General features: G+C 63.1%; 16 protein-coding genes. 4 read left to right on the top strand and 12 right to left on the bottom strand.

Translation table 11 applies throughout. The features are described 5' to 3' along the window. Positions 1 to 6: 6 nt before the first annotated feature. Positions 7 to 1,056, bottom strand: coding sequence for a cupin domain-containing protein (locus tag JF535_RS10690; RefSeq protein WP_207001934.1), 1,050 nt, complete (start codon positions 1,054 to 1,056; stop codon positions 7 to 9). Positions 1,057 to 1,210: 154 nt separating this feature from the next. On the opposite strand from JF535_RS10690, the gene JF535_RS10685 reads away from it, so the two are divergent. Continuing rightward, the gene (locus JF535_RS10685; RefSeq protein WP_207001932.1) at positions 1,211 to 2,101 is read left to right on the top strand and encodes an amidohydrolase family protein; all 891 of its coding nucleotides are present in this window, start codon (positions 1,211 to 1,213) and stop codon (positions 2,099 to 2,101) included. Here JF535_RS10685 and JF535_RS10680 read toward each other — a convergent pair. Genes JF535_RS10680 through hisD form a run of 4 tightly spaced genes read right to left on the bottom strand, consistent with a single transcriptional unit; the run spans position 2,091 to position 5,947 of the window. Next, positions 2,091 to 2,852 (bottom strand): aldolase/citrate lyase family protein, encoded by a 762-nt coding sequence (locus JF535_RS10680; RefSeq protein WP_207001930.1) that lies wholly within the window; start codon positions 2,850 to 2,852, stop codon positions 2,091 to 2,093. The genes JF535_RS10685 and JF535_RS10680 overlap by 11 nt on opposite strands. Continuing rightward, positions 2,849 to 3,607, bottom strand: coding sequence for an alpha/beta fold hydrolase (locus JF535_RS10675; protein ID WP_207001928.1), 759 nt, complete (start codon positions 3,605 to 3,607; stop codon positions 2,849 to 2,851). Before JF535_RS10675 ends, JF535_RS10680 begins: the two co-directional genes overlap by 4 nt. A 26-nt stretch (positions 3,608 to 3,633) precedes the next feature. Then, positions 3,634 to 4,617 carry a substrate-binding domain-containing protein gene (locus tag JF535_RS10670; RefSeq protein ID WP_207001926.1) on the bottom strand — a complete coding sequence of 328 codons (984 nt, stop codon included), beginning with the start codon at positions 4,615 to 4,617 and terminating at the stop codon, positions 3,634 to 3,636. A 40-nt stretch (positions 4,618 to 4,657) separates the two neighbouring features. Next, on the bottom strand, positions 4,658 to 5,947 hold the full coding sequence (gene hisD / locus JF535_RS10665) for a histidinol dehydrogenase (RefSeq protein WP_242523792.1): 1,290 nt from the start codon (positions 5,945 to 5,947) through the stop codon (positions 4,658 to 4,660). Positions 5,948 to 6,232: 285 nt separating this feature from the next. On the opposite strand from hisD, the gene JF535_RS10660 reads away from it, so the two are divergent. Beyond that, the gene (locus JF535_RS10660; protein ID WP_207001924.1) at positions 6,233 to 7,735 is read left to right on the top strand and encodes an alpha/beta hydrolase family protein; all 1,503 of its coding nucleotides are present in this window, start codon (positions 6,233 to 6,235) and stop codon (positions 7,733 to 7,735) included. Next, a complete protein-coding gene (locus JF535_RS10655; RefSeq protein WP_207001922.1) occupies positions 7,732 to 8,490 on the top strand; it encodes an SDR family NAD(P)-dependent oxidoreductase in 759 nt (252 codons plus the stop codon). The genes JF535_RS10660 and JF535_RS10655 overlap by 4 nt, the downstream gene beginning before the upstream one ends. Positions 8,491 to 8,540: 50 nt before the next feature. On the opposite strand, the gene JF535_RS10650 is transcribed toward JF535_RS10655, so the two are convergent. After that, positions 8,541 to 9,464: an alpha/beta hydrolase family protein gene (locus tag JF535_RS10650; RefSeq protein WP_207001919.1), complete on the bottom strand. Its 924-nt coding sequence runs from the start codon at positions 9,462 to 9,464 to the stop codon at positions 8,541 to 8,543. Between the two features lie 112 nt (positions 9,465 to 9,576). Between JF535_RS10650 and JF535_RS10645 the strand changes: the two genes are divergently transcribed. Continuing rightward, positions 9,577 to 10,590: an ester cyclase gene (locus tag JF535_RS10645; protein ID WP_207001917.1), complete on the top strand. Its 1,014-nt coding sequence runs from the start codon at positions 9,577 to 9,579 to the stop codon at positions 10,588 to 10,590. A 74-nt stretch (positions 10,591 to 10,664) separates the two neighbouring features. Here JF535_RS10645 and JF535_RS10640 read toward each other — a convergent pair whose 3' ends face one another. From JF535_RS10640 to JF535_RS10615, 6 genes are all read right to left on the bottom strand, one after another. Next, entirely contained in the window at positions 10,665 to 11,672 is a 1,008-nt protein-coding gene (locus JF535_RS10640) for a nuclear transport factor 2 family protein (protein WP_207001915.1), read from the bottom strand. 146 nt (positions 11,673 to 11,818) lie between these two features. Next, the gene (locus JF535_RS10635) at positions 11,819 to 13,399 is read right to left on the bottom strand and encodes a BCCT family transporter (protein ID WP_242523791.1); all 1,581 of its coding nucleotides are present in this window, start codon (positions 13,397 to 13,399) and stop codon (positions 11,819 to 11,821) included. 28 nt (positions 13,400 to 13,427) lie between these two features. Further along, on the bottom strand, positions 13,428 to 15,080 hold the full coding sequence (locus JF535_RS10630; protein ID WP_207001911.1) for a carboxylesterase/lipase family protein: 1,653 nt from the start codon (positions 15,078 to 15,080) through the stop codon (positions 13,428 to 13,430). Continuing rightward, positions 15,077 to 16,063 (bottom strand): NADPH:quinone reductase, encoded by a 987-nt coding sequence (locus JF535_RS10625; protein WP_207001909.1) that lies wholly within the window; start codon positions 16,061 to 16,063, stop codon positions 15,077 to 15,079. The genes JF535_RS10630 and JF535_RS10625 overlap by 4 nt, the downstream gene beginning before the upstream one ends. Continuing rightward, entirely contained in the window at positions 16,044 to 16,889 is an 846-nt protein-coding gene (locus tag JF535_RS10620; RefSeq protein WP_207001906.1) for an SDR family oxidoreductase, read from the bottom strand. The genes JF535_RS10625 and JF535_RS10620 overlap by 20 nt, the downstream gene beginning before the upstream one ends. 27 nt (positions 16,890 to 16,916) lie before the next feature. Next, entirely contained in the window at positions 16,917 to 19,337 is a 2,421-nt protein-coding gene (locus tag JF535_RS10615) for a TonB-dependent receptor (RefSeq protein WP_207001904.1), read from the bottom strand. Between the last annotated feature and the right edge of the window lie 46 nt (positions 19,338 to 19,383).

Genomic DNA, 19,383 nt, shown 5'->3' with positions numbered 1-19,383 from the left:
ATAAGATCAGGCCACGGAGGCCTCGGCTTCAACCGGCACGAGCGTGGCGGCTTCGGGGTAATCCGCACCGCGCACGATATACACCACCGATTCACCCTCCGGGCTCGCCAGAGAGCGCGCCAGCCCCTTGGGCACGGTCAGTACGTCGCCCTCTTCCAGCACCAGCTCGCCGCCGTCCCAGGCAAAGGTCAGGGAACCGCGGAACAGGTAGATCACCTCTGCTTCCGCGCGGCTGTAGGTCGGTGTACTGCCGCCATGGGCAAAATCAAAACGGCGCAGGGCAAAGCCGTGGCGCCAGGTCAACTTGGACGCGGCAATGCCCTCGTCCGGGTTGGACATACCAATCAGCGGGCTCTCACTCACGCCCTCGCCCTGCGCAGCCAGGTCCGAGCCGGCAAAGCGGGTCTGCTCCGCGTAAGGCACCACGCAACTGGCCATCTCCACCAGCGTCATGCGGCGGTGTGCGTCGATGATTTCCTGGTCGGTGGGCTTCATCGGCTGCACACCGGCAGGGACTGTCTCACCCTTGGTGGTATCCACCAGGCTGCCGTTCTCCAGCAGGACCAGACCGTAGTCTTTCGCCTTCTCGAATACGTCCGGCGCCCAGGTCACATGGCCCGGGTCGTCGCGACCCAGTACTGCGAACAGGTAACCGGTGCCATCACCGACGTTTTCAAAACCGCGGAACACGCGCGGCGGGATACTGATGCAGTCGCCGGCTTCGAGCACCGCCTCACCGTCCTGGCTGCAGTCGCCCCAGCGGAATGCCCAGCGACCGCTGTGCACGATGAACACTTCTTCGGTTTCGTGGCTGTGCTGCGAATTCAGACAACCGTTCGGCTGGCGCGCACCACCGATGTTGAAGCCGTGCGGCTCGGCAATATGCACATGCTGGTCGGGATGCTCGGCCACGCCGGGGCCGATGATGGTGAAATTCTCTTTCTGGTTGCTGCCCGGAGTGTAGGTATCCACGAACGCATTGCGGCAGGGCTTCAGGTCTCGGTACCGCACCAACCGCTCCGCGGCCATTTTCTCCACTGTCCAAACGTTGCTCATCGTCTGCTCACTCCATCTTATTTTTCTGGCGGCGAACCCTGTCCCCGCGCAGTTATGATTGCGTCAGGGGAAAATGTACTTCGAATGCAAAATTGATACAAGATGTTTTTGCGATCGGCTAAGCTGCCCCCTCTGGAATTGCAATGGAGGTCCTGTGACTGCTGACACGCTGAAGTTCATCGACGCCCACCACCACCTCTGGGACCTGCAGGCGGTGCACTATCCCTGGCTGATGGCCCGCGGCGAACGGCGCTTCTTTGGCGACCCTGCACCCATCCAGAAAAACTACCTGATGGCGGATTTTCTCGGCGAATCGACACAGTTCCGCCCTGCCCACTCGGTGCACGTGCAGGTGGGCGCGGCCGACGGCCTAGCGGAAACCCGCTGGCTCGACAGCCTGCCACAGGGGCCCGCGGCGCTGGTCGCCTTCTGTGACCTGGATGCGATTGATGCCCCCGCGCAGCTCGAGGCGCAGCGGCAATTCGCCGGGGTGCGCGGCATCCGCCAGATTGTCGGGCGCCACGCCTCCGAGGATGCCCGCAACGGCAGCGGGCAGTTATTGGGCAGCCCACACTGGCAACAGAACCTGGGGGCGCTGGCAGAAATGGGACTCAGCTTTGACCTGCAGATGGTGCCCCAGCAAATGCCGGCACTGCTGCGAGTACTGCGCCGCCTGCCGCAACTGCCGGTGGCCCTGTGCCACGCGGGTTCCCCCTGGGAGCAAAGCGGCAGTGGCTGGGAGGCGTGGAAGATGGGCCTGCGTGCGCTGGCGCAACTGCCCAATGTGCACTGCAAGATTTCGGGGCTGGGCATGTTCAACCCGGAATGGACGGTGGACGGCTTGCGCCCGATCACCGATCACGTCATCGACTGCTTTGGCGAGGCACGGGTAATGTTCGGTTCCAATTTCCCGGTGGACAAACTGTACCGCGGTTACAGCGAACTGTGGCAGGCGTATTTCAGCCTACTGGAAGGCACTGGAGACACGGCGCGCCGGCAGATGCTGTTCGACAACGCCGCGCGCTTTTACCGAATTACGGGGTGACCTTTTCCCGCAGCGCCGCCGCACCGGACAGCATGAAGTTGTGGTCGGACGACAGCAGGAACACGCTGGCACCGCGCTCGCGCCAGTGGGGAATTTCCGACAGGTCGCCGACAAACATCCCCACCGGGCGACCGTACCTGGCGCCGGCGGCGCAGATGCGCTCCACCGCGTCGACCACTACTCCCTCTTTCGGCGACGCCGCACCGTAGGCCACCGTCAGATCGATACGACCCACGAACAGGCAATCGATGCCGTCCACGGCGGCGATCTCATCGATGCACTCCACCGCCTCGATATCCTCGATCTGCGCAAACACCACGGTCTGCGCGGCGCTGTCGCGCTTGTGCGCCGGCATCGGCTTGGTGGTGTAGCCCGCTGCCCGGGTAGAGCCAGCGTAGCCGCGGCCGCCGGCACCGAAGTGGCTCGCCGCCGCCACCTCACGCGCCATGTCGGCGGAGGTCACATGGGGCACCACCACGCCGGTCGCGCCGCAATCGAGCGCGTTCAGCAGGTGCTCGGGCTGTGCCGACGGCACCCGCACCAGCGACGGTTTGCCGGCGGCGCGCAGCGCGAACACACACTGGTCAATGGCCATGCGATCAAAGGGCGAGTGCTCTGCATCCAGGCACACCACGTCCAGGTCGGTCAGGCCGAGCACCTCGCTCACCATGGAGGACGGAGTTTTCTGAAAAGTGCCGACAACCAGCGCCTTACCGGCCAGCTGCTCCTTGAAAGTCTGTTGCGCGCTCACGGCGTCACCTCTTTTTGTAAAACGTGTTCCAGCCAGCGGCCCAGGGCATCAGAGACCGCCTGCGGCTGCTCGATGGGCGCCATGTGGCCGGCATCCGGGACCACCACCAGCTCCGCCTGGGGCAGTGCCGCGGCCATCGCCTCGTGCATCGCCACCGGGCAGATGAGATCCTCCTTACCGCACAGCACCAGCGCCGGCGCGGCAAATTCGCCCAGCAGACCCAGGCTCTCTGTGCGCGTGCCAAGCGCACGCGCCTGATGCACAAACGCCAGCTCACCCACCGCCTCCGCCATATCGACCACTTCCTGCGCGAGCGCGGGATTGTCGCGGTTGGCCGCGGCAAAGTAATTCGGCAGCAACTGCCCGCGCACCAGCCCGGTGAGCCCGCCGGCCAGTGCGTCGGCCACCTGCCCCTCGCGGGCCGCGGCGCGCTCGGGCAGGTCTTCCCCATAATTGGTATCCAGCAGCGCGAGACCGGCAATACGCTCGGGGGCCTGGCGCAGCATCTCCAGCGCCACGATGCCGCCCATGGAAAAGCCGGCCAGCGCGAAGCGTGGCGGCAGCGCCGCCAGCAGGCCACTGGCCAGACCCTGAATGGAATCCGCCCCGGTCATGCTGCCCACCAGCACCGGCGCCTGCGCACCCAGTGCCGCGCGCTGGTGCCGCCACATGCGCCCGTCACAGAGGGTGCCCGGCAGCAGCACCACCGGCAATCCGCCGCTTCCCGCAAGCGTACTTCGAATGCAATCGTTCATAAATTTTTTACCCCAATTGGCCCCGGTCAGCGCCGAATGGACCCGCCCGCGCGCAACACACCAGAAAAGGTACGCTTCTCCGGTGGCATCTCCGAGTTGTCCACCCGCTCCAGCAGCATGGTCACCGCCGCTTCGGCCATACTCTCCACCGGCTGCGCCACAGTGGTGAGGTTGAAGCTCGCCCAGCTCGCCGCCTTGACGCCATCGAAGCCGACCACCGAAACATCCCCGGGCACGTCCAGGTCGTGCTTGAAGCGCAACTCGTCCATGCAGCCCATGGCCATCATGTCGTTTGCGCAGATAACGGCATCCGGCACCCGCCCGCACGCTTCGACCAGGTGCGATATCGCGCGCCGGCCGGACTCGTAGGTGTAGTCACCGGGCACCACCTGCACTTCGGTAATCCCAAGTTCCGCCAGCCGCTGCTTGGCGCCCTCGGTTCGCTGCATGCTCACCACAGAATCCCTCGGACCGGCAACAATGCCAAACAGCTGGTGTGCGCTGTTGGCGGCCAACTGGCTCACCAGCATGCGCTCTCCTTCAGACTGGTCACAGCAGACCGAACTGACCGGAATATCCTGATAGGAGCGATTGTAAAAAATCAGTGGTACACCGCGCTCATCGAACATGGCGATCTGCTCCGGCGCCAGGTGTGCCGCAGCGATCACGCCGTCGAGGGGGTATTGCCACATCTGCTCGAGGATACTGCCCACATCGCTCTCCTGGTCGAGAGAGAACAGCAGCACATGCACGCCGCGGGCAATAAAGCGCTTGTTGAGTTCGGACAGGACTTCCGGGTAGAAATTCAGGTTGGAAACCACCACCCCCACCATATTGGAGCGCCGTGTAATCAGGCCGCGCGCAATAGCGTTGGGGCGGTAGCCGAGCTCCTCCACTGCCTTCATCACCCGGTCGCGCATCTTTTTCGATACGCTGGCACCGGACTTGAAACAGCGGGAAACCGCCGATTGGGAAACACCCGCGTGGGCCGCCACATCATAGGATGTCACGCGCCCACGCGGCACTCCTGCTTCCGGTGAGGAAGCGGCTTTATTCGGCGATTTCTTTTTTTCCATAACGGCGAACACGAATGTCTGCCTGCGCCTTGTGACCAGCAAACCCTTCAAGGGCACACAGGCGGGAGCAGTATTCACCGACCATGGCTGAAGCTTCAGGGGTTACGCGCTGGTAGGTACAGGTCTTGATGAATTTGCCAACCCAGAGGCCGCCAGTATATCGCGCGGCTTTCTTCGTTGGCAAAGTGTGGTTGGTGCCGATCACCTTGTCACCGTAGGAGACGTTGGTCTCCGCACCGAGGAAAAGCGCCCCGTAGTTGGTCATGTTCTCGAGGAAGTAGTTCGGGTCGCGGGTCATTACCTGCACGTGCTCGGAGGCGATATCGTCAGCCACCTGCACCATCTCCTCGTAGGAATCACACAGGATGATCTGGCCGTAGTCTTCCCACGCCTTGCCAGCTACTTCCGCGGTGGGCAAAGTCTGCAGCTGCTTCTCGATTTCTACCAGGGTGTCCTGGGCCAGCTTCTCGGAGTTGGTCAGCAGAACCGCCGGGGAGTTGACGCCGTGCTCGGCCTGGCCCAGCAGGTCGGTAGCACACAGCTCACCGTCGACGGTCTCGTCGGCGATGACCAGAGTCTCGGTAGGGCCGGCAAACAGGTCGATGCCCACGCGGCCGAACAGCTGGCGCTTGGCTTCCGCAACGAAGGCGTTGCCCGGGCCAACCAGCATGTCTACCGGAGCAATGGTCTCGGTGCCGATCGCCATGGCGCCGATCGCCTGCACACCACCGAAGCAGTAAATTTCATCCGCACCGGCCATGTCCATAGCCACTACGATGGCCGGGTTCGGCTCGCCGTTGAATGGCGGCGCCGCGGCGATCACGCGCTTCACGCCGGCAACCTTGGCGGTGGCAACGCTCATGTGCGCGGAAGCCACCAGCGGGTACTTGCCACCGGGCACGTAGCAGCCAACGCTGTTCATCGGAATGTGCTTGTGACCGAGGAACACACCCGGCAGGGTCTCCTGCTCCACGTCCAGCATGGAATCGCGCTGGATCTGGGCAAAGTTGCGCACCTGCTCCTGGGCGAAACGGATGTCCTCGATGGCGGACTCGTCCAGGCGCTCGTAACACGCCTTGATCTGCGCTTCGCTCAGACGGAAACTTTCCGGCACCCACTTATCGAATTGACCAGAAAAGTCACGCACCGCAGCGTCACCGCGTTTTTCGATATCACCCAGGATGCCTTCGACGATCTCACGCACCTTGGTGTCGTTCGTCTGTACGGTTTCCGCATCCATGCCGTGTTTCAGGTACTTCGCCATAACTCGCCTCTCGGAAATTGTGCTTTTTATGTGGAAAAACCGGATGGTAAACCCGCAATGACTTCGAATGCAATATTCAATGCAAAAAGAATCGCGACTCGATTCCCCCTTGCCGTCAGTGACTAATCAGGCGGCCCCAAGCACCAATTGACTTCGAAATCATTATCCGCCACAGTCGCCTGCTCGCCGGGCGTTGCGATATGCTGCCCCGGCAGCGACCACGGGCGCCGCGAGCCTGATAGCCAGCCCGACGATCAAACAGCAACGAGAATAACGGGCCAGACCATGAAACACGCCTTCCTGAGCGCCATCGTTATGCTGGCCGTCGGTTGCGGCGGCACCAGCGACCCTACCGGCGACCCTATTAGTGACGGCGCCAACGATCAGTGCCCGCACAACAACCCGGCAGTGTGTATCGACGACCTCGCAGCCCTCGGCATCGACCACCTGCGCGCGCGCCAGTACCAGAGCGAATTGGCACTGCTGGAGCGACCGAGCCCGGCGCCCCTGCCCCACGCCGATACCCTGCTGGCCCGCTACGACTCCGACGGGCTCAGGGTATACACGCGCATCGATATTCCGCGAGGAACGCCGCCGCACGACGGCTTCCCGGTAATTCTCTTCAGCCACGGCTGGGTCGGCATCGAGGCCGCACCCGATTACCAGTTCGGCCTGAACAGCGACTCCTTCTACGGCGAGATCGTCGCCGAGCTGACCCGCGCCGGCTTCGCGGTATTGAGCCCCGGCTTCCGCGGCCACGGCACGGTGGGCGGAACCCCCGCCGAAGGCCACGAATTCATGCAGGTGTGGGACAACGGCAGCTACCTGTCGCCGACCTTCTACGCCATCGACCTGGTTAACCTGCTGGCGGCACTGCCCGGTTACGCCGCACTGGACTGGGCCCGGCACGACCTCGCGGCGCCGCAACTGGACCTCGAGCGGGTCAACCTGCTCGGCCACTCCCAGGGCGGTGACGCGGCACTCACCGCGCTCGCGATCACTGGCGACAACCCCAACACCGGCCGCTTCCACGCCGCCTCCATCTGGTCCGGCAACATCCCGGACAAGTTCACCCAGGCCAATACCTTTGGCCCCATGGGGGCCAGCGCGCAGGCCTTTCTCGCCGGGGACGGCAGCTGGAACGGCACCGCCACCGGCGCGGACGGCCGCACCAATGCGGACTTTGTGTTTGGCTTTCCACCAGACTGGATCAGCACGCCACACCCCGCGCAGTGGACCTGGCAGCGCGACAGCTGGCCAGTGGCAACGGTCGAGGAAGCGCTCGCCGACAAGTACCGGCAGATGTACGACACCATCAACCGCTACAGCCTCAGTATCGACGATGCGACGTTCAGCATCACCCGCGACGAAGACGGGCGCCTCAGCGTGCAGCACGACCCGCGGGTGCGGGCCGGACTCCGGGCGGTGAGCGCCTACCCACAGGCCAAACATATTCGCACGCCGCTGGCCCTGCATTTCTCCGACCGCGATTACTATTCGCTGCCCGTGTGGAACCGCACCCTGCAGAGCGCCATTGCCAACGGCGGCGGCGAAGCCCACGCCTTCGAATACCCGGGCACCACCCACTCCCTGAAGGTGAGCCGCCACGCCTGGTTCTCACCGGCCGGCACCGTGCCCGGGGTGCCCTGCGCGCTGGCGCGGGACACCCGCCTGTTCACCGGTGCGGACATGGCGGGATTCCGCTGCGCACCGGCGCAGGCAAATCCCGCACAGACTCGACAACCCGAGAGCGAACAAACCCAGACCAAACAAGAGGCCCACCAATGAGTAATCCAAACCGTCCCGCTTTTGACCTCTCCGGCAAGGTGGCCCTCGTCACCGGTGCGAGCAAGGGCATCGGCAAGGCCTGCGCCCTGTCACTGGCGGCCTGCGGGGCCCACGTCATTGCGGTTGCTCGCAACCCCGATGACCTCGGCGCACTCGCGGCAGAGGCCGCCGAGACCGGCGGCGAGATCGAGACCTGGGCGACCGATGTCACCGCCGGCGACTTCACCGCGCGGATTCGCGCGCTGCCGCAGCTGGATGTACTGGTCAACAATGTGGGCACCAACAAGCCAATGCCCATCACCGAGGTGAGCGAGGACACCCTTGACCTGATGCTCAACCTGAACGTGCGCGCTGCGTTTCTGTCGGCGCAGGCGGCCGCCGAGGTCATGCTGCGCAAGGGCAGCGGTTCGATCGTCAACATCACCTCGCAGATGGGCCACATCGGCGCCGCCAACCGCACCGTCTACTGCATGACCAAGCACGCCATCGAAGGGCTGACCAAGGCCATGGCTGTGGAGCTGGCGCCGCAGGGTGTGCGCGTCAATTCTGTGGCCCCGACTTTTATCAGCACGCCGCTGACCGCGCCCATGTTTGAAAACAAGGCGTTCTACGAGGAAGTCATCAGCAAGATTCCCATGGCGCGCGTGGGCAACACCCAGGAAGTGGCCAACGCGGTGACCTACCTGGCCTCCGATCTCGCCAGCCTCACCACCGGCGACAGCCTCAAGGTGGACGGCGGCTGGACCGCGCAGTAGGCCAAACCGCAGACATAAAAAAGCCCGGCGACTGCCGGGCAAACTTTGGGCTAGTGCCCCGAGGTAGAAAAAGCCTCGAAATCAAGTTCAAGCGCCTTGCGCAAATCCTCCCCTTCCAGCAGGTGTGCATCCGTATCGTAGCGATACAGGGCGTAGGGCGTGCCCTGTTCGTGGCGCGCCAGCACAAGATCCTGGGCGTTCGCGAACGGCGTCACCGGGTCGGCAACGCCGTGATGCAGTAACAGCGGCGCATCCAGCGCCGCAAATCCGCCGGGGCCACCATCCCCGGCCGTGAGCGCGCGGCTCACGGCGGCGGTGGACCACAGGGAAACGGCCCGTACCCGCCCGGCCAGTGCGCTGGCCGCGTGGGCGATCACGCTGCCGCCCATGGAATGCCCCACCGCAAACACCCGCGCGCGGTCAATGCCCTCGAGCCCCTCGACCCCGTCGAGGGCCGCAGCGTAATCCCGCGCATACCAGCGCGCTGCGAGCGGGCGGCGCGTGTATTCTGCGCCCTCCGAATCGTTGTGGCCGCGGTAGTCCGGCGCCACCACCAGGAAACCGGCGCGCGCGTAGGCAGTGACCAGGCCGCGGTAGTAATCCCCGGGACGCGAGGTCTCGCCAGAGGCCAGCCGGCCGTAATTGCGCGGCTCGGGATGAAAACCATGGGCAAATAGCACCACCGGCCATCCTGCGGCCGGCCGGTTACCCGCCGGCCACAGCAGCAATGCAAACTGCTGCAGGCCATCCACCGGGTAGCTCGCCAGCTGGTGCCCCAACCCCTGCCCGTCGCGACTCACCGGCCCCAGTACAAACCTGGCCTGCGTCTGGGGCTGCGTCTGGGGCTGCGTCTGGGGCTGCGTCTGGGGCTGCGTCTGGGCCTGTGTCTGAGCTTGGGCCAGCACACCGACAGCGGCCATCAGGGTCAGCAAAACGCGACACAGCAGGCGTTGCGCGCAGTTCCATGTATTCATTGGCAGTACCTGTCACCGGGATAAACGCCGAAACGCCGCAGGCTTCCCTGCGACGCTACTATCGAGGTAAGATCCTAGCACTTTTGACTTCGAATGCAATTGGAGGCTTACCATGTCTGCCAACCGGCACGAGCAACACAAGCGCGCCCTCGCCCCCCTGCGCGCCGCCCTGTACGACTACGAGCCCGCCGAGGTGCAGCGTCAGCTCGGAGCGCTGTTCCGCGCCGACGCGCTGGTTCAGCTGGCCTACCCCTTCGAAACCCTGGACGGCCCCGCGGCCCTGTACGAGCAGGCCCTGGCGCCGCTGGCGGATTCAATCCCCGATCTGGAGCGCCGCGATACCATTGTCATGGCCGGCAGCACACCGCAAGGGGCCGACTGGGTGGGCTGCTGCGGTTACTACACCGGATCCTTCGAGAAGCCGTGGCTGGACATCCCCGCCACCGGCCACCAGGTGTCTATGCGCTTTCACGAGTTCTATCGCTTCGAGGGCGGCAAGGTGGTGGAGATGCAGGCACTGTGGGACATTCCCGAGGTCATGATGCAGGCGGGTGCCTGGCCGATGGTGCCGAGCCTCGGACGCGAATGGCATGTGCCGGGGCCGGCCACGCAGGACGGCCTCACCATCGACTCCAGTGACCGCGAGCGCGCCGCACGCAGCCAGCAGCTGGTGCACGACATGTGCGACTCGCTGGGCAATTACGCCACCGGCGGTGCCGAGGCGATGCAGCTGGAACGCTACTGGCACCCGCGCTGCAGCTGGTACGGCCCCTCCGGTATCGGCACCGGGCGCGGCATTGCCGGGTTCCGCAACTGGCACCAGATTCCGTTCCTCAACGGCCTGCCCGACCGTGTCGGCGATGCCGGCGCCGGGCATATCTTTGCCGACGGCGACTACGTGGGCTTCACCGCCTGGCCGGGCATGCACATGAGTGTGAGCGGCGGCGGCTGGCTCGGCATCGCGCCGGCGGGCCAGAACATCACTATGCGCAGCCTCGATTTCTGGCGCTGCGAGGACGGCTTAATTCGCGAGAACTGGGTGTTGGTAGACCTGCTCGACGTTTACCACCAGCTCGGTGTAGACGTGTTTGCGCGCCTGCGCGAGTTCAACAAGGCCCGGCGCTGAAACAAAAGCGAAACCCAAAAGCCTCGGACCTGCCGGGGCTTTTGGGTTTGCCTGCGGGATTAATCAGGGGTGGATCAGGGATTGCAGATAGCGCGGGTGCGCTCGAGGATGTCCAGACCCTGCTGCTTCAACCAGTAGGGAATATCGATCAGCACCCAGTTCTCTGCCAGCTTGTCGCCTTCGCGGCGATAGACATCGACCACGCGCATGTCACCGCGCAGTTCACCACCAGGCAAACCAAGGAAACCGCCCGTGGGCGTATTGGACAGGTTCGGCCACCCAAAGAAGCAGGCAAAATTGCCCTCGGCAAAACGGCACACGTGCCCGTTAAACACCTTGTCTTTCAGGCCCTCGCGGAATGGATACTGGTGTTGCTCCTGATACCGGCGAATGGTGTAGCTGGCACCAATACCCGCTGGCCCATACCAAGCCATATCCTCCGTCCAGCGCTTGGCCAGCAACTCTGGCGGGCAACGGTCGTTACCCGAGGCATTCAAGCCACTCAGGTCTTCAATCATCAGGTTGAGAACTTCGAGTGTTTTCGCCGCCTCTTCCGGCGCCTGCTGATCGAGCAGGATGCCATCGTGATAACGCGGCCCGGGGTAGACAAAATACTGTCCGGTCGATGGTGGCAAGGGGTTAACTCCCGCCTGCTGCATGAAGCCAATAATATCCAGCCACAGGCCCGTTTGGGTGATCTTGTCCTCACTCACACAGTGGAACTCTGCATAGCGCAGCATTCCGATCTTGCGTGTCGCACGAATACCCAGCCAGTCCGCATCAAACAGCCCCATAAAGTGACCCATGCTCATCACCCAGTGGTCACCGGCAATTTCGCTCTCACCCGCCATAAAGACATCCTGCCGGCGTTGCATCCGCGCGAGCGATGTCTTTAGTGGCCCCCACACATCGCTTGCAACGGTGTTCGCCCCCTGCAGCTCATTGAATGGGTAGACACCGCGAAACAGGTAGTCCTCAGACATGTACTTGCCGAGTACCGCCCCAGCTTCCTCAGCACCGGCCGCCTCCATTGCAGCAAAATATTCCAGCACCAGGCTCTTTTCGGCTTGAAAACCATGCATGATTAAATGCCTCTACATCGCAGATGAAAGGTGTATCAAATCGACTTTTGCATTCGAAGTCAATACGCAATCACACCCGGTCAAAAGTCTCGATTCAAGTCCTAACAGACTAGCAAGGCTGGCAACTCAATGATGCGGGCCGCCCATTAGCGCGCGCCGCCTTCTACCGCAGCGTTCATCCTCCCGGCAGCGCCATCCGCAGGCTGTTCGGCTGCGTGCGCGGCGGCAGTCTCGCCGGCCTGTAGGCTGCACACCAGCGACACCGCCATCAGCACGCAGATTGCCAGGATCGGCAGCGACACGACCAACAGCACCGTCTGCAAGCTGGTAAGGCCACCGACAAACAGCAGAGTGATCGGCAGCACGCCGAGCATCATCGCCCAGCTGATCCGGTGCCAGCGCGCGGGGTTCTCGCCAATGGGCAGTTCGCGGGTGGCGCTACCGGCCAGTGCCAGCGCAGCGGAGTCATAGGTGGTGGCCGAGAACAGGATGCTCACCAGCGAGAATGCCGCGATCACCAGTGCCGCCAGCGGCAGCTGGTCGAGCACCGCGACAATAACGTCCTTGCCGCCACCCTGCCCCAGGATGGCCACCACATCCACATTGCCCTCGAGAAAGTGGTACAGCGACAGGTTGCCGAGCACGATGTAAAACAGCGAACAGCCCAGGCTGCCGAACACCAGCATACCGACGATCACCTGGCGCAGGGTGCGGCCGCGGGAAATACGAGTCACGAACAGGCCAACAAATGGCGCATAGGCGATCCACCAAGCCCAGTAGAACATGGTCCAGTCCTCGACGAAGCCGCCGTCGGCAAAGGGCTCCGTCCAGGTGCTCATGCTGACAAAATTCTGCAGCACATTACCCAGTGCGTTGATACCGGTCTTGAGGATAAATGCCGTGGGCCCAGCCAGCAGGATAAACAGCAACAGGCCGATGGCGAGGCGCACGCTGAAGCCACTGAGTTTGCGGAAGCCGCGCTCCAGCCCGAAGAACACACTGCCGGCGAAGATCGCGATACTCAGCACCACCACCGCGGCGTCAAGGCCAAAGCCCTGCTCGAGTCCGGTGAGGCGCGCAATGCCGGCGGAGATCATCGGCGTGGAAAAGCCCAGCGAAGAGCCAGCACCACCCAGCAACGCCAGCATAAACATCAGGTCGATGCCGCGCGCTGTAACACCACTGGTGTTCTTGCCGAGAAAATGGTGCATACCAGTGCTAAAGCGCAACAGCGGCACTTTTTTCACGTAGTAGGGATAGGCAATGGCCACCGCCGGCAGGCAGTAGAAGGCCCAGGCACTCGGTCCCCAGTGGAAGATGCCGTAGGAGGAGGCCCAACGCAGCGCGGCGGCGGAGCCGGGTTCTGCGCCCATCGGTGGCTGCTCGTAATAAAAGGCCCATTCGATGGCAGCCCAATACATCAACCCCGCGCCGACGCCCGCGCAAAACAGCATACCCACCCAGGTAAAGGTACTGTAATCAGGCTTGTCCTCGGCATCGCCGAGCTTCACCTGGCCAAAGCGCCCGAACGCCAGCCAACCCAGAAAAATAAGCACCGCATTGGCCGCCAGTATATAAACCTGCCCCAACTGCTGGGTAATCCACTGATGTAGAGCCTTTAGCGTCGCACCGCCAGTTTCCGGTGCCAGCACCAGCGGCATACACACCAGGAAAATGACCCCGACCGCGAGTGCAAAGGTGGGCTTGTCAACACTGTGCTTTTTCATCGCCATTACTTCTGTCTAATGATTATTGTTATCTATTCAGGGCAGACGCGACGGTACGCTGGGCGCACAGCCCGTCCGGGTCCCAGGAGCCAGCACCCGGTTCAGCACTGAGCAGCATCGCCGGGCCATCCCCGTGGAAGCGCGGCCAGTGAGGCAGGCCGTCGCCATTGGGATTGCCGGTTTTTGCGAAATTCGTCCAGTACCCCAGCATCACTTCCGTGGTGCGGCGGTCCGCTGTGCTCGTGGGCAGCCAGGCATCATGGCTAGCAAACACATAGGGCAGCTCTGCGCCGTGATAAACACCGATGGGGTTATCCTGCATGGTGCCACGTAGCTGGTCAAAGCGGTACAGGTACACAGGCATGTCACTGTGGCGGGCGGCGAGTTCACCCACCGCCGCGCTGCTGCAGTCCTGCCAGGTCGCATCCTGCAGTTCCGCCATGCGGTTGCGCGCCGGGCGCGCTGGAGACAGCGCACCAATCTGCGGCATCGCGCCGGTGAAGTACTGCTGCCACCAGTTGGTAAGGTCGTCGGCGCGGACAGACGGCCCCACATACATCAGACTCTCATCGCGATTGAAGCCGATGAGCAATGCCTGGCCGTTCAGCGGCCGGCGGTAGGCATCTCGCGGCAGGTGCGGCAGCACGCGCCCGTCGCGCACCGGATAAAAATTACGCTGGTCTTCCGCCGCGTGGTCACCGAGATAGGTCTGCTGTGCCTGGGCCAGTATTTGCGCGGCTGGCAGGGCGCGCATCTGCGCGATACCCGCTGCGCCCAGGTCGCGCTGGAACTGCGCACCGTAGGTTTCTTCAGCAGCGAGGTCACCACCATCGTAGAAATCGAAGGCGCCGCTCTGTCGGATCGCATAGCGAAACAGACCGCGCGCCCGTGGCGAGGCCATCAGGTAACCGATGGCCGCCCCGCCGGCGGACTCGCCAAACACGGTGACCCGGGCGGGGTCACCACCGAATCCAGCAATGTTTTGCCGCACCCACTGCAGTGCTGCGATCTGGTCGAGCAGGCCGTAATTGCCCGGCCCGCCGTCGGGATCTTCTCCACGCAGCTGCGAATGCGCAAAGAAACCGAACACCCCCAGGCGGTAATTGATCGAAACCACCACCACTTCCCGCGCTGCCAGCTCGGTGCCGTGATAATTCGGCTCGTGAGACCAGCCACCGAGGTTGTTGCCGCCGTGGACAAACACCATCACTGGTAGTGCTCGCGCGCCATCGGGCGCCCAGATATTGAGAAACAGGCAGTCTTCACTGACTGTTTCCGGGCGTGGTGCCAGTGCCGGGTCACCACCGAAGCTGCGCACCACATCCTCATACCAGTCGGTGTTGTAACTGGTCTGCATGCAAGCGGCACCAAAGCTGGAAGCATCGGTATTGCCAGGGACGGGGTCTAGCAAGTGGGGCGCGCGCCAGCGGCGGGCGCCGGTGGGTGGTTCGGCGTAGCGGATGCCGCGGTAGCTGGCGATCCTCTGCCCCGCATGGCTGGACTGCCAGAGACCGCTCCAGTGCGCTTCGCCAGCCACTGCCACAGGCCCCGAATCGACCAAAACCTGCTCGGCGCGGGCTCCGGGCCCGGAATGCAACAGCACCAGCACCAGCACCGTCGCCAGTGCCAGTGCCAGTACCGGTACCGCCGCGCGGAAAAATTTTTCCGCGACGGGGATCATTCCACCGCGACCACGACGCAGCCGCGCACGGTTCCACCCTCGATAATCTCGTGGGCTTCGGCCATTTTCTCGAACGGCAGTACATCGGCCACACGATGCTGGAGCTTGCCCAGTTCAAGCGCGGCAGTAATGTCGCGGATCGCATCCTGCTTGGCCTGCTCCGGCATGGCGTACACAATAATCATGCGCAGGGTGATATCCATGAACATCATGCGGTAGAACGGCAGCTGCGGGGACATATCCTGGCTGGAGGAATAGGTGGCGATGGTGCCACCGATACGCAGGCAGTCGAGCACCTGCGGCAGGTTCTTGCCAAACTCCACTTCCACCACACGGTCCACCGGCTTGCCCTCATTGGCATCGAGCACGGCGGCCGCCCAGTTCTCTTCACGGTGGTTAACCACGGCATCGGCACCAAGTGCCAGGCAGGTATCGCGGTCGCCGCTGTTGCTGGCGGTGGTGATGACTTTCGCACCGGCCTGCTTGGCCCACTGGATTGCGTAGTAGCCCACGCGACCCGCACCGCCGGTGACCAGGATGGTCGTACCCTCGACGTCGCCATCAGCAAACACGCAACGGTGCGCGGTCATAACGGGGATGCCAAGGCAGGCGCCGATCTCGAACGAGGTTTTGTCCGGCAGCGGCACCGCCAGCTTCTCATCCAGCGCCACATATTCGGCCGCAGTGCCGAGGCGCCGCCCATACTGCGCCTGGTACACCCACACCCGTTCGCCAATGCGACTGGCATCCCCGCCGGGGCCCACCGCCTCAATAATGCCGGCACCATCGGAATGCGGAATCACCAGGCCATCGTCGAGCAGGTTGGGGAAGGACCCCGCGCGTTTTTTCACATCTGACGGATTGACCCCGGTCACCTTTAAGCGCACCAGAACCTCACCTTGTTTGGGCTCCGGCACTGGCTGGTCGCCGAGCACCAGGGTGTCACGGGCAGCCCCGAATTGTTCAAACCATACAGCTTTCATTGGCTTCCTCTTGGTTTACATGTATGTCACAGGAAAGGGATTCAGTGTGGCCGTCGATCGCAATCGACTGGCCGGAAATGGCGGCGCCAGCTGGTGACGCCAGGAACAGCACCATCTGCGCAATATCGTCGGCGGAGACGAACAGGCGCATGGAGCTTTGGCGTTCGTAAACATCACGCACCGCCGCCGCCGGCACACCGCGCGAGGCGGCCTCGCGCTCGATCACACCGTCGATACGTGGCCCCTTTACACTGCCGGGACACAGCGCATTAACGCGGATATTGTGCGGACCGAGTTCCATCGCCCAGGTCTTGGTCAGCCCGATCAGGGCCCATTTGGACGCGGTATAAGGCGAGCGGTACGGAAAGCCGAACATGGCGGCGTTGGACGAGATATTGACGATGGCGCCGCTGCCGGCGCGCTTCATCATGGGCACTGCATACTTGGTGCAGTAAAACTGTCCGTTCAGGTCCACCGCCACGGTGCGGTCCCAGGCCTCCGTTTCAATATCCTCCACCAGCGCGGTGGGGCCGGCAATGCCGGCGTTGTTGACGAGGATATCGAGGCAGCCGAACTCCCGCTCGATCTGTCGGAACATGCCCTCCACCGCTACCGCGTCGGCCACATCCACTACCGCCCCTGAGGCCGCGGGGTTGTCGCCAAGAAAACGGACAACCGCCGCACGGTCCACATCGCACACAAACACCCGTACACCGGCGGCGAGCAGAGTCTCCGCAATACAGCGGCCGATGCCACTGGCACCGGCGGTCACCAGCGCAGTTTTGCCAGTCAACTGCCCTTCGGGCACCCCATTGGCCAGGTTCATAGTTTTCTCCCTGATTCTGAATCGAACTCAGAAACGACGACGGAAAGAGACGCCCAGTGTACGCGGGCGCGCGGTCGTGATGCTGGAGTCATAGCCTGCGGTGAAACGCGTGAGCTGTGGGCGCTCGTCGGTCAGATTGTTGACGAACACATCGAGCCCCCACTGCGCCTCGTCCACACCGGCGCGCAGGTTGACGTTGTCATAACTGTCCTGCACCGAGCGGCGGTCCACGGGACTGTCGCCCTTGAATACGTACAGGTCGTTATAGGACTCACCCACATGGGCATAGGTCAGCTGCGCAAAAGCGTCGCGGCCAGCCACGGTAAAGTTGTGGCGCGAGGTGAGGTTGTACTTCAACTCCGGCACGTTCGGCAGAGAGGTGCCATCGGGGGCGAAGTTGCTGCCCACCACAAAGTCCTCACTCACCTCCGCATTGTTGAAGGCGAAGCCGCCGCTCAGCAGCCAGTTGTCGGTGAGTGCGTAGGTAATATCGGATTCAATACCAAGGATCTCCGACTGGCCCACATTCAGGGTCACCCCCACCGGCAGTCCATATGAGGAGTCATAGCGGGTGAACTGGGTGTCCTCCCAGTCCATACGGTAGATGGCACCGTTGAGACGCAATGCCCCGTCAAGCAGTTCGGTCTTCCAGCCAAACTCGTAGTTGTCGAGGAAGTCCGGGCGGTACTGCACCGGCACCAGGTCGTTATTGGCCCGGTTGACGCCGCCAAGGCGATAGCCCTGTGAGTAGGTCGCGTAGAACATGATGTCTTCCGAGACTTGGTAAGTAACGTTGGCCTTGAGGGTCTTGTCGCTATCCTCCACGCGGCTGTCAACCACGGCATCGGGCGTCCACGGTGACTGCGTACCGTATCCTGAGATGCCTGACAGCTCACTTTCGGCACGGAAGAAACGTGCGCCCAACGCGACGGTCAGATCCTCGCTGAGGTCATAGCTAAGCTCACCGAAAACAGCGCGCTGACGGTCCTCACGCTTCTGGTCGGTGAGGTAGAACAGGTTCGGCTCATCCATGGTCTGGAAGCCGGCGCCCTGTGCCATGCCGTCCATTTCCCACTCCTGCCGGTAGTCGTGCGAGGCGCTCTCGATGAAGGCACCCACAACATACTGCAGCGGGCCGTCCAGTTGCGATTGCAGACGGACTTCGTGGGTCTGGCGCTGGTAGCGGTTGTCATCGTTGTAGTAGATCGCCAGGCTGGAGCACGGCTGCTCCACTGCCTGACCACCGGTGTAGTAACACGCATAGGCCGGCACCCAGTAGGCATTGGCGTAGTTGGCATAGTCCGCATAGGCGGTGTAGTCCGATGCGTATTCCACATCGCGGTCGAGCATTGAGCCGGAATACACCAGGCTGGCCGCGCCAAGATCACCCTCCACGTTCACACCGTACTGGGTGAACTGATCGTCGCTGCGATCAGGGAAATAGCGCTGCACTTCCAGGTCCCCCACCTCACCATTGGGATTTTCCGGATCGTGGAACCAGGTACCGCTGGTCTCCTGGCGCTGGGTCAGCACACTGGCAGTCGCGGTCCAGCGGTCGTTCAGGTCCACTTTGAGGGCCGCACGCGCGCCGCGATTGTCCAGCTCGTTGAAGTTTTCCTCCACCAGGTCTGCATTGTCCTCGGTCACCTGGGTGACCGGCGAATAGCTACTCTCGCTGGCGAGGCCATAGGTGCGAGTACCAGGGATATTGTCGATATAACCACCCTCGCCCTTGTCCCATGCCACCAGACGTACCGCCGCGCGGTCACTGAGCGGCACGTTGATATAACCCTCCAGCACATGACTGGGATCGCCGTCGCGGGTGGTGGACGCCTCGACATCCACCGCGGCGGAGAACGCCTGGGTGTCGGGTTTGTTGGTGATGATACGCAAGGTGCCGGACTGGGCACTGGCGCCGTAGAGAGTGCCCTGTGGGCCGGCCAGTGCCTCGACACGGGCAATGTCATAGATGTGCAGGTCGAGGTTGCGGCCGATCGCGGTAACCGGCTGCTCGTCGAGATAAATCGCCACGCTCGGCTGCGAGCCAGAGGCATTACCGTCGCCGCCGTCGGCGGCGCCGCGCATATACACCTGCGACAGGCCGGGACCGGCGCTCTGGTAGGAAAGGCTCGGCAGCAGCAGCGCGTAATCGTCAAAACCGGAAACGCCCTGTTGCTCCAGCCGCTGCTCGCCCAGCGCCTGGATGCTGACCGGCACATCCTGCAGGCTCTCGTCACGCTTGCGCGCGGTTACGGTCACTTCTTCCAGAGCGCGCTTGGCGCCCTCCTGAGCCACAACGGGCAGTGCCACCATGCCACTGAGCCCTATCACCGAGCCCAGGGCCAGCACTGGCGCCCGGCACTGGCGAATGTGCCGGCGGATATGCCCGGCGAGCGGATTGTGGCGCAGGCCGAGCTCACCGGCCCGACAGTTTTTGGATCGAGTCATCGCTGATTCCCCTATTAATGTTTTTATACTTCTGGGATTGAGAAAA

The organism is Microbulbifer salipaludis (assembly GCF_017303155.1).
Classification (GTDB): Bacteria; Pseudomonadota; Gammaproteobacteria; order Pseudomonadales; family Cellvibrionaceae; genus Microbulbifer; species Microbulbifer salipaludis.
This window is presented reverse-complemented; position numbering and strand designations above follow the sequence as displayed.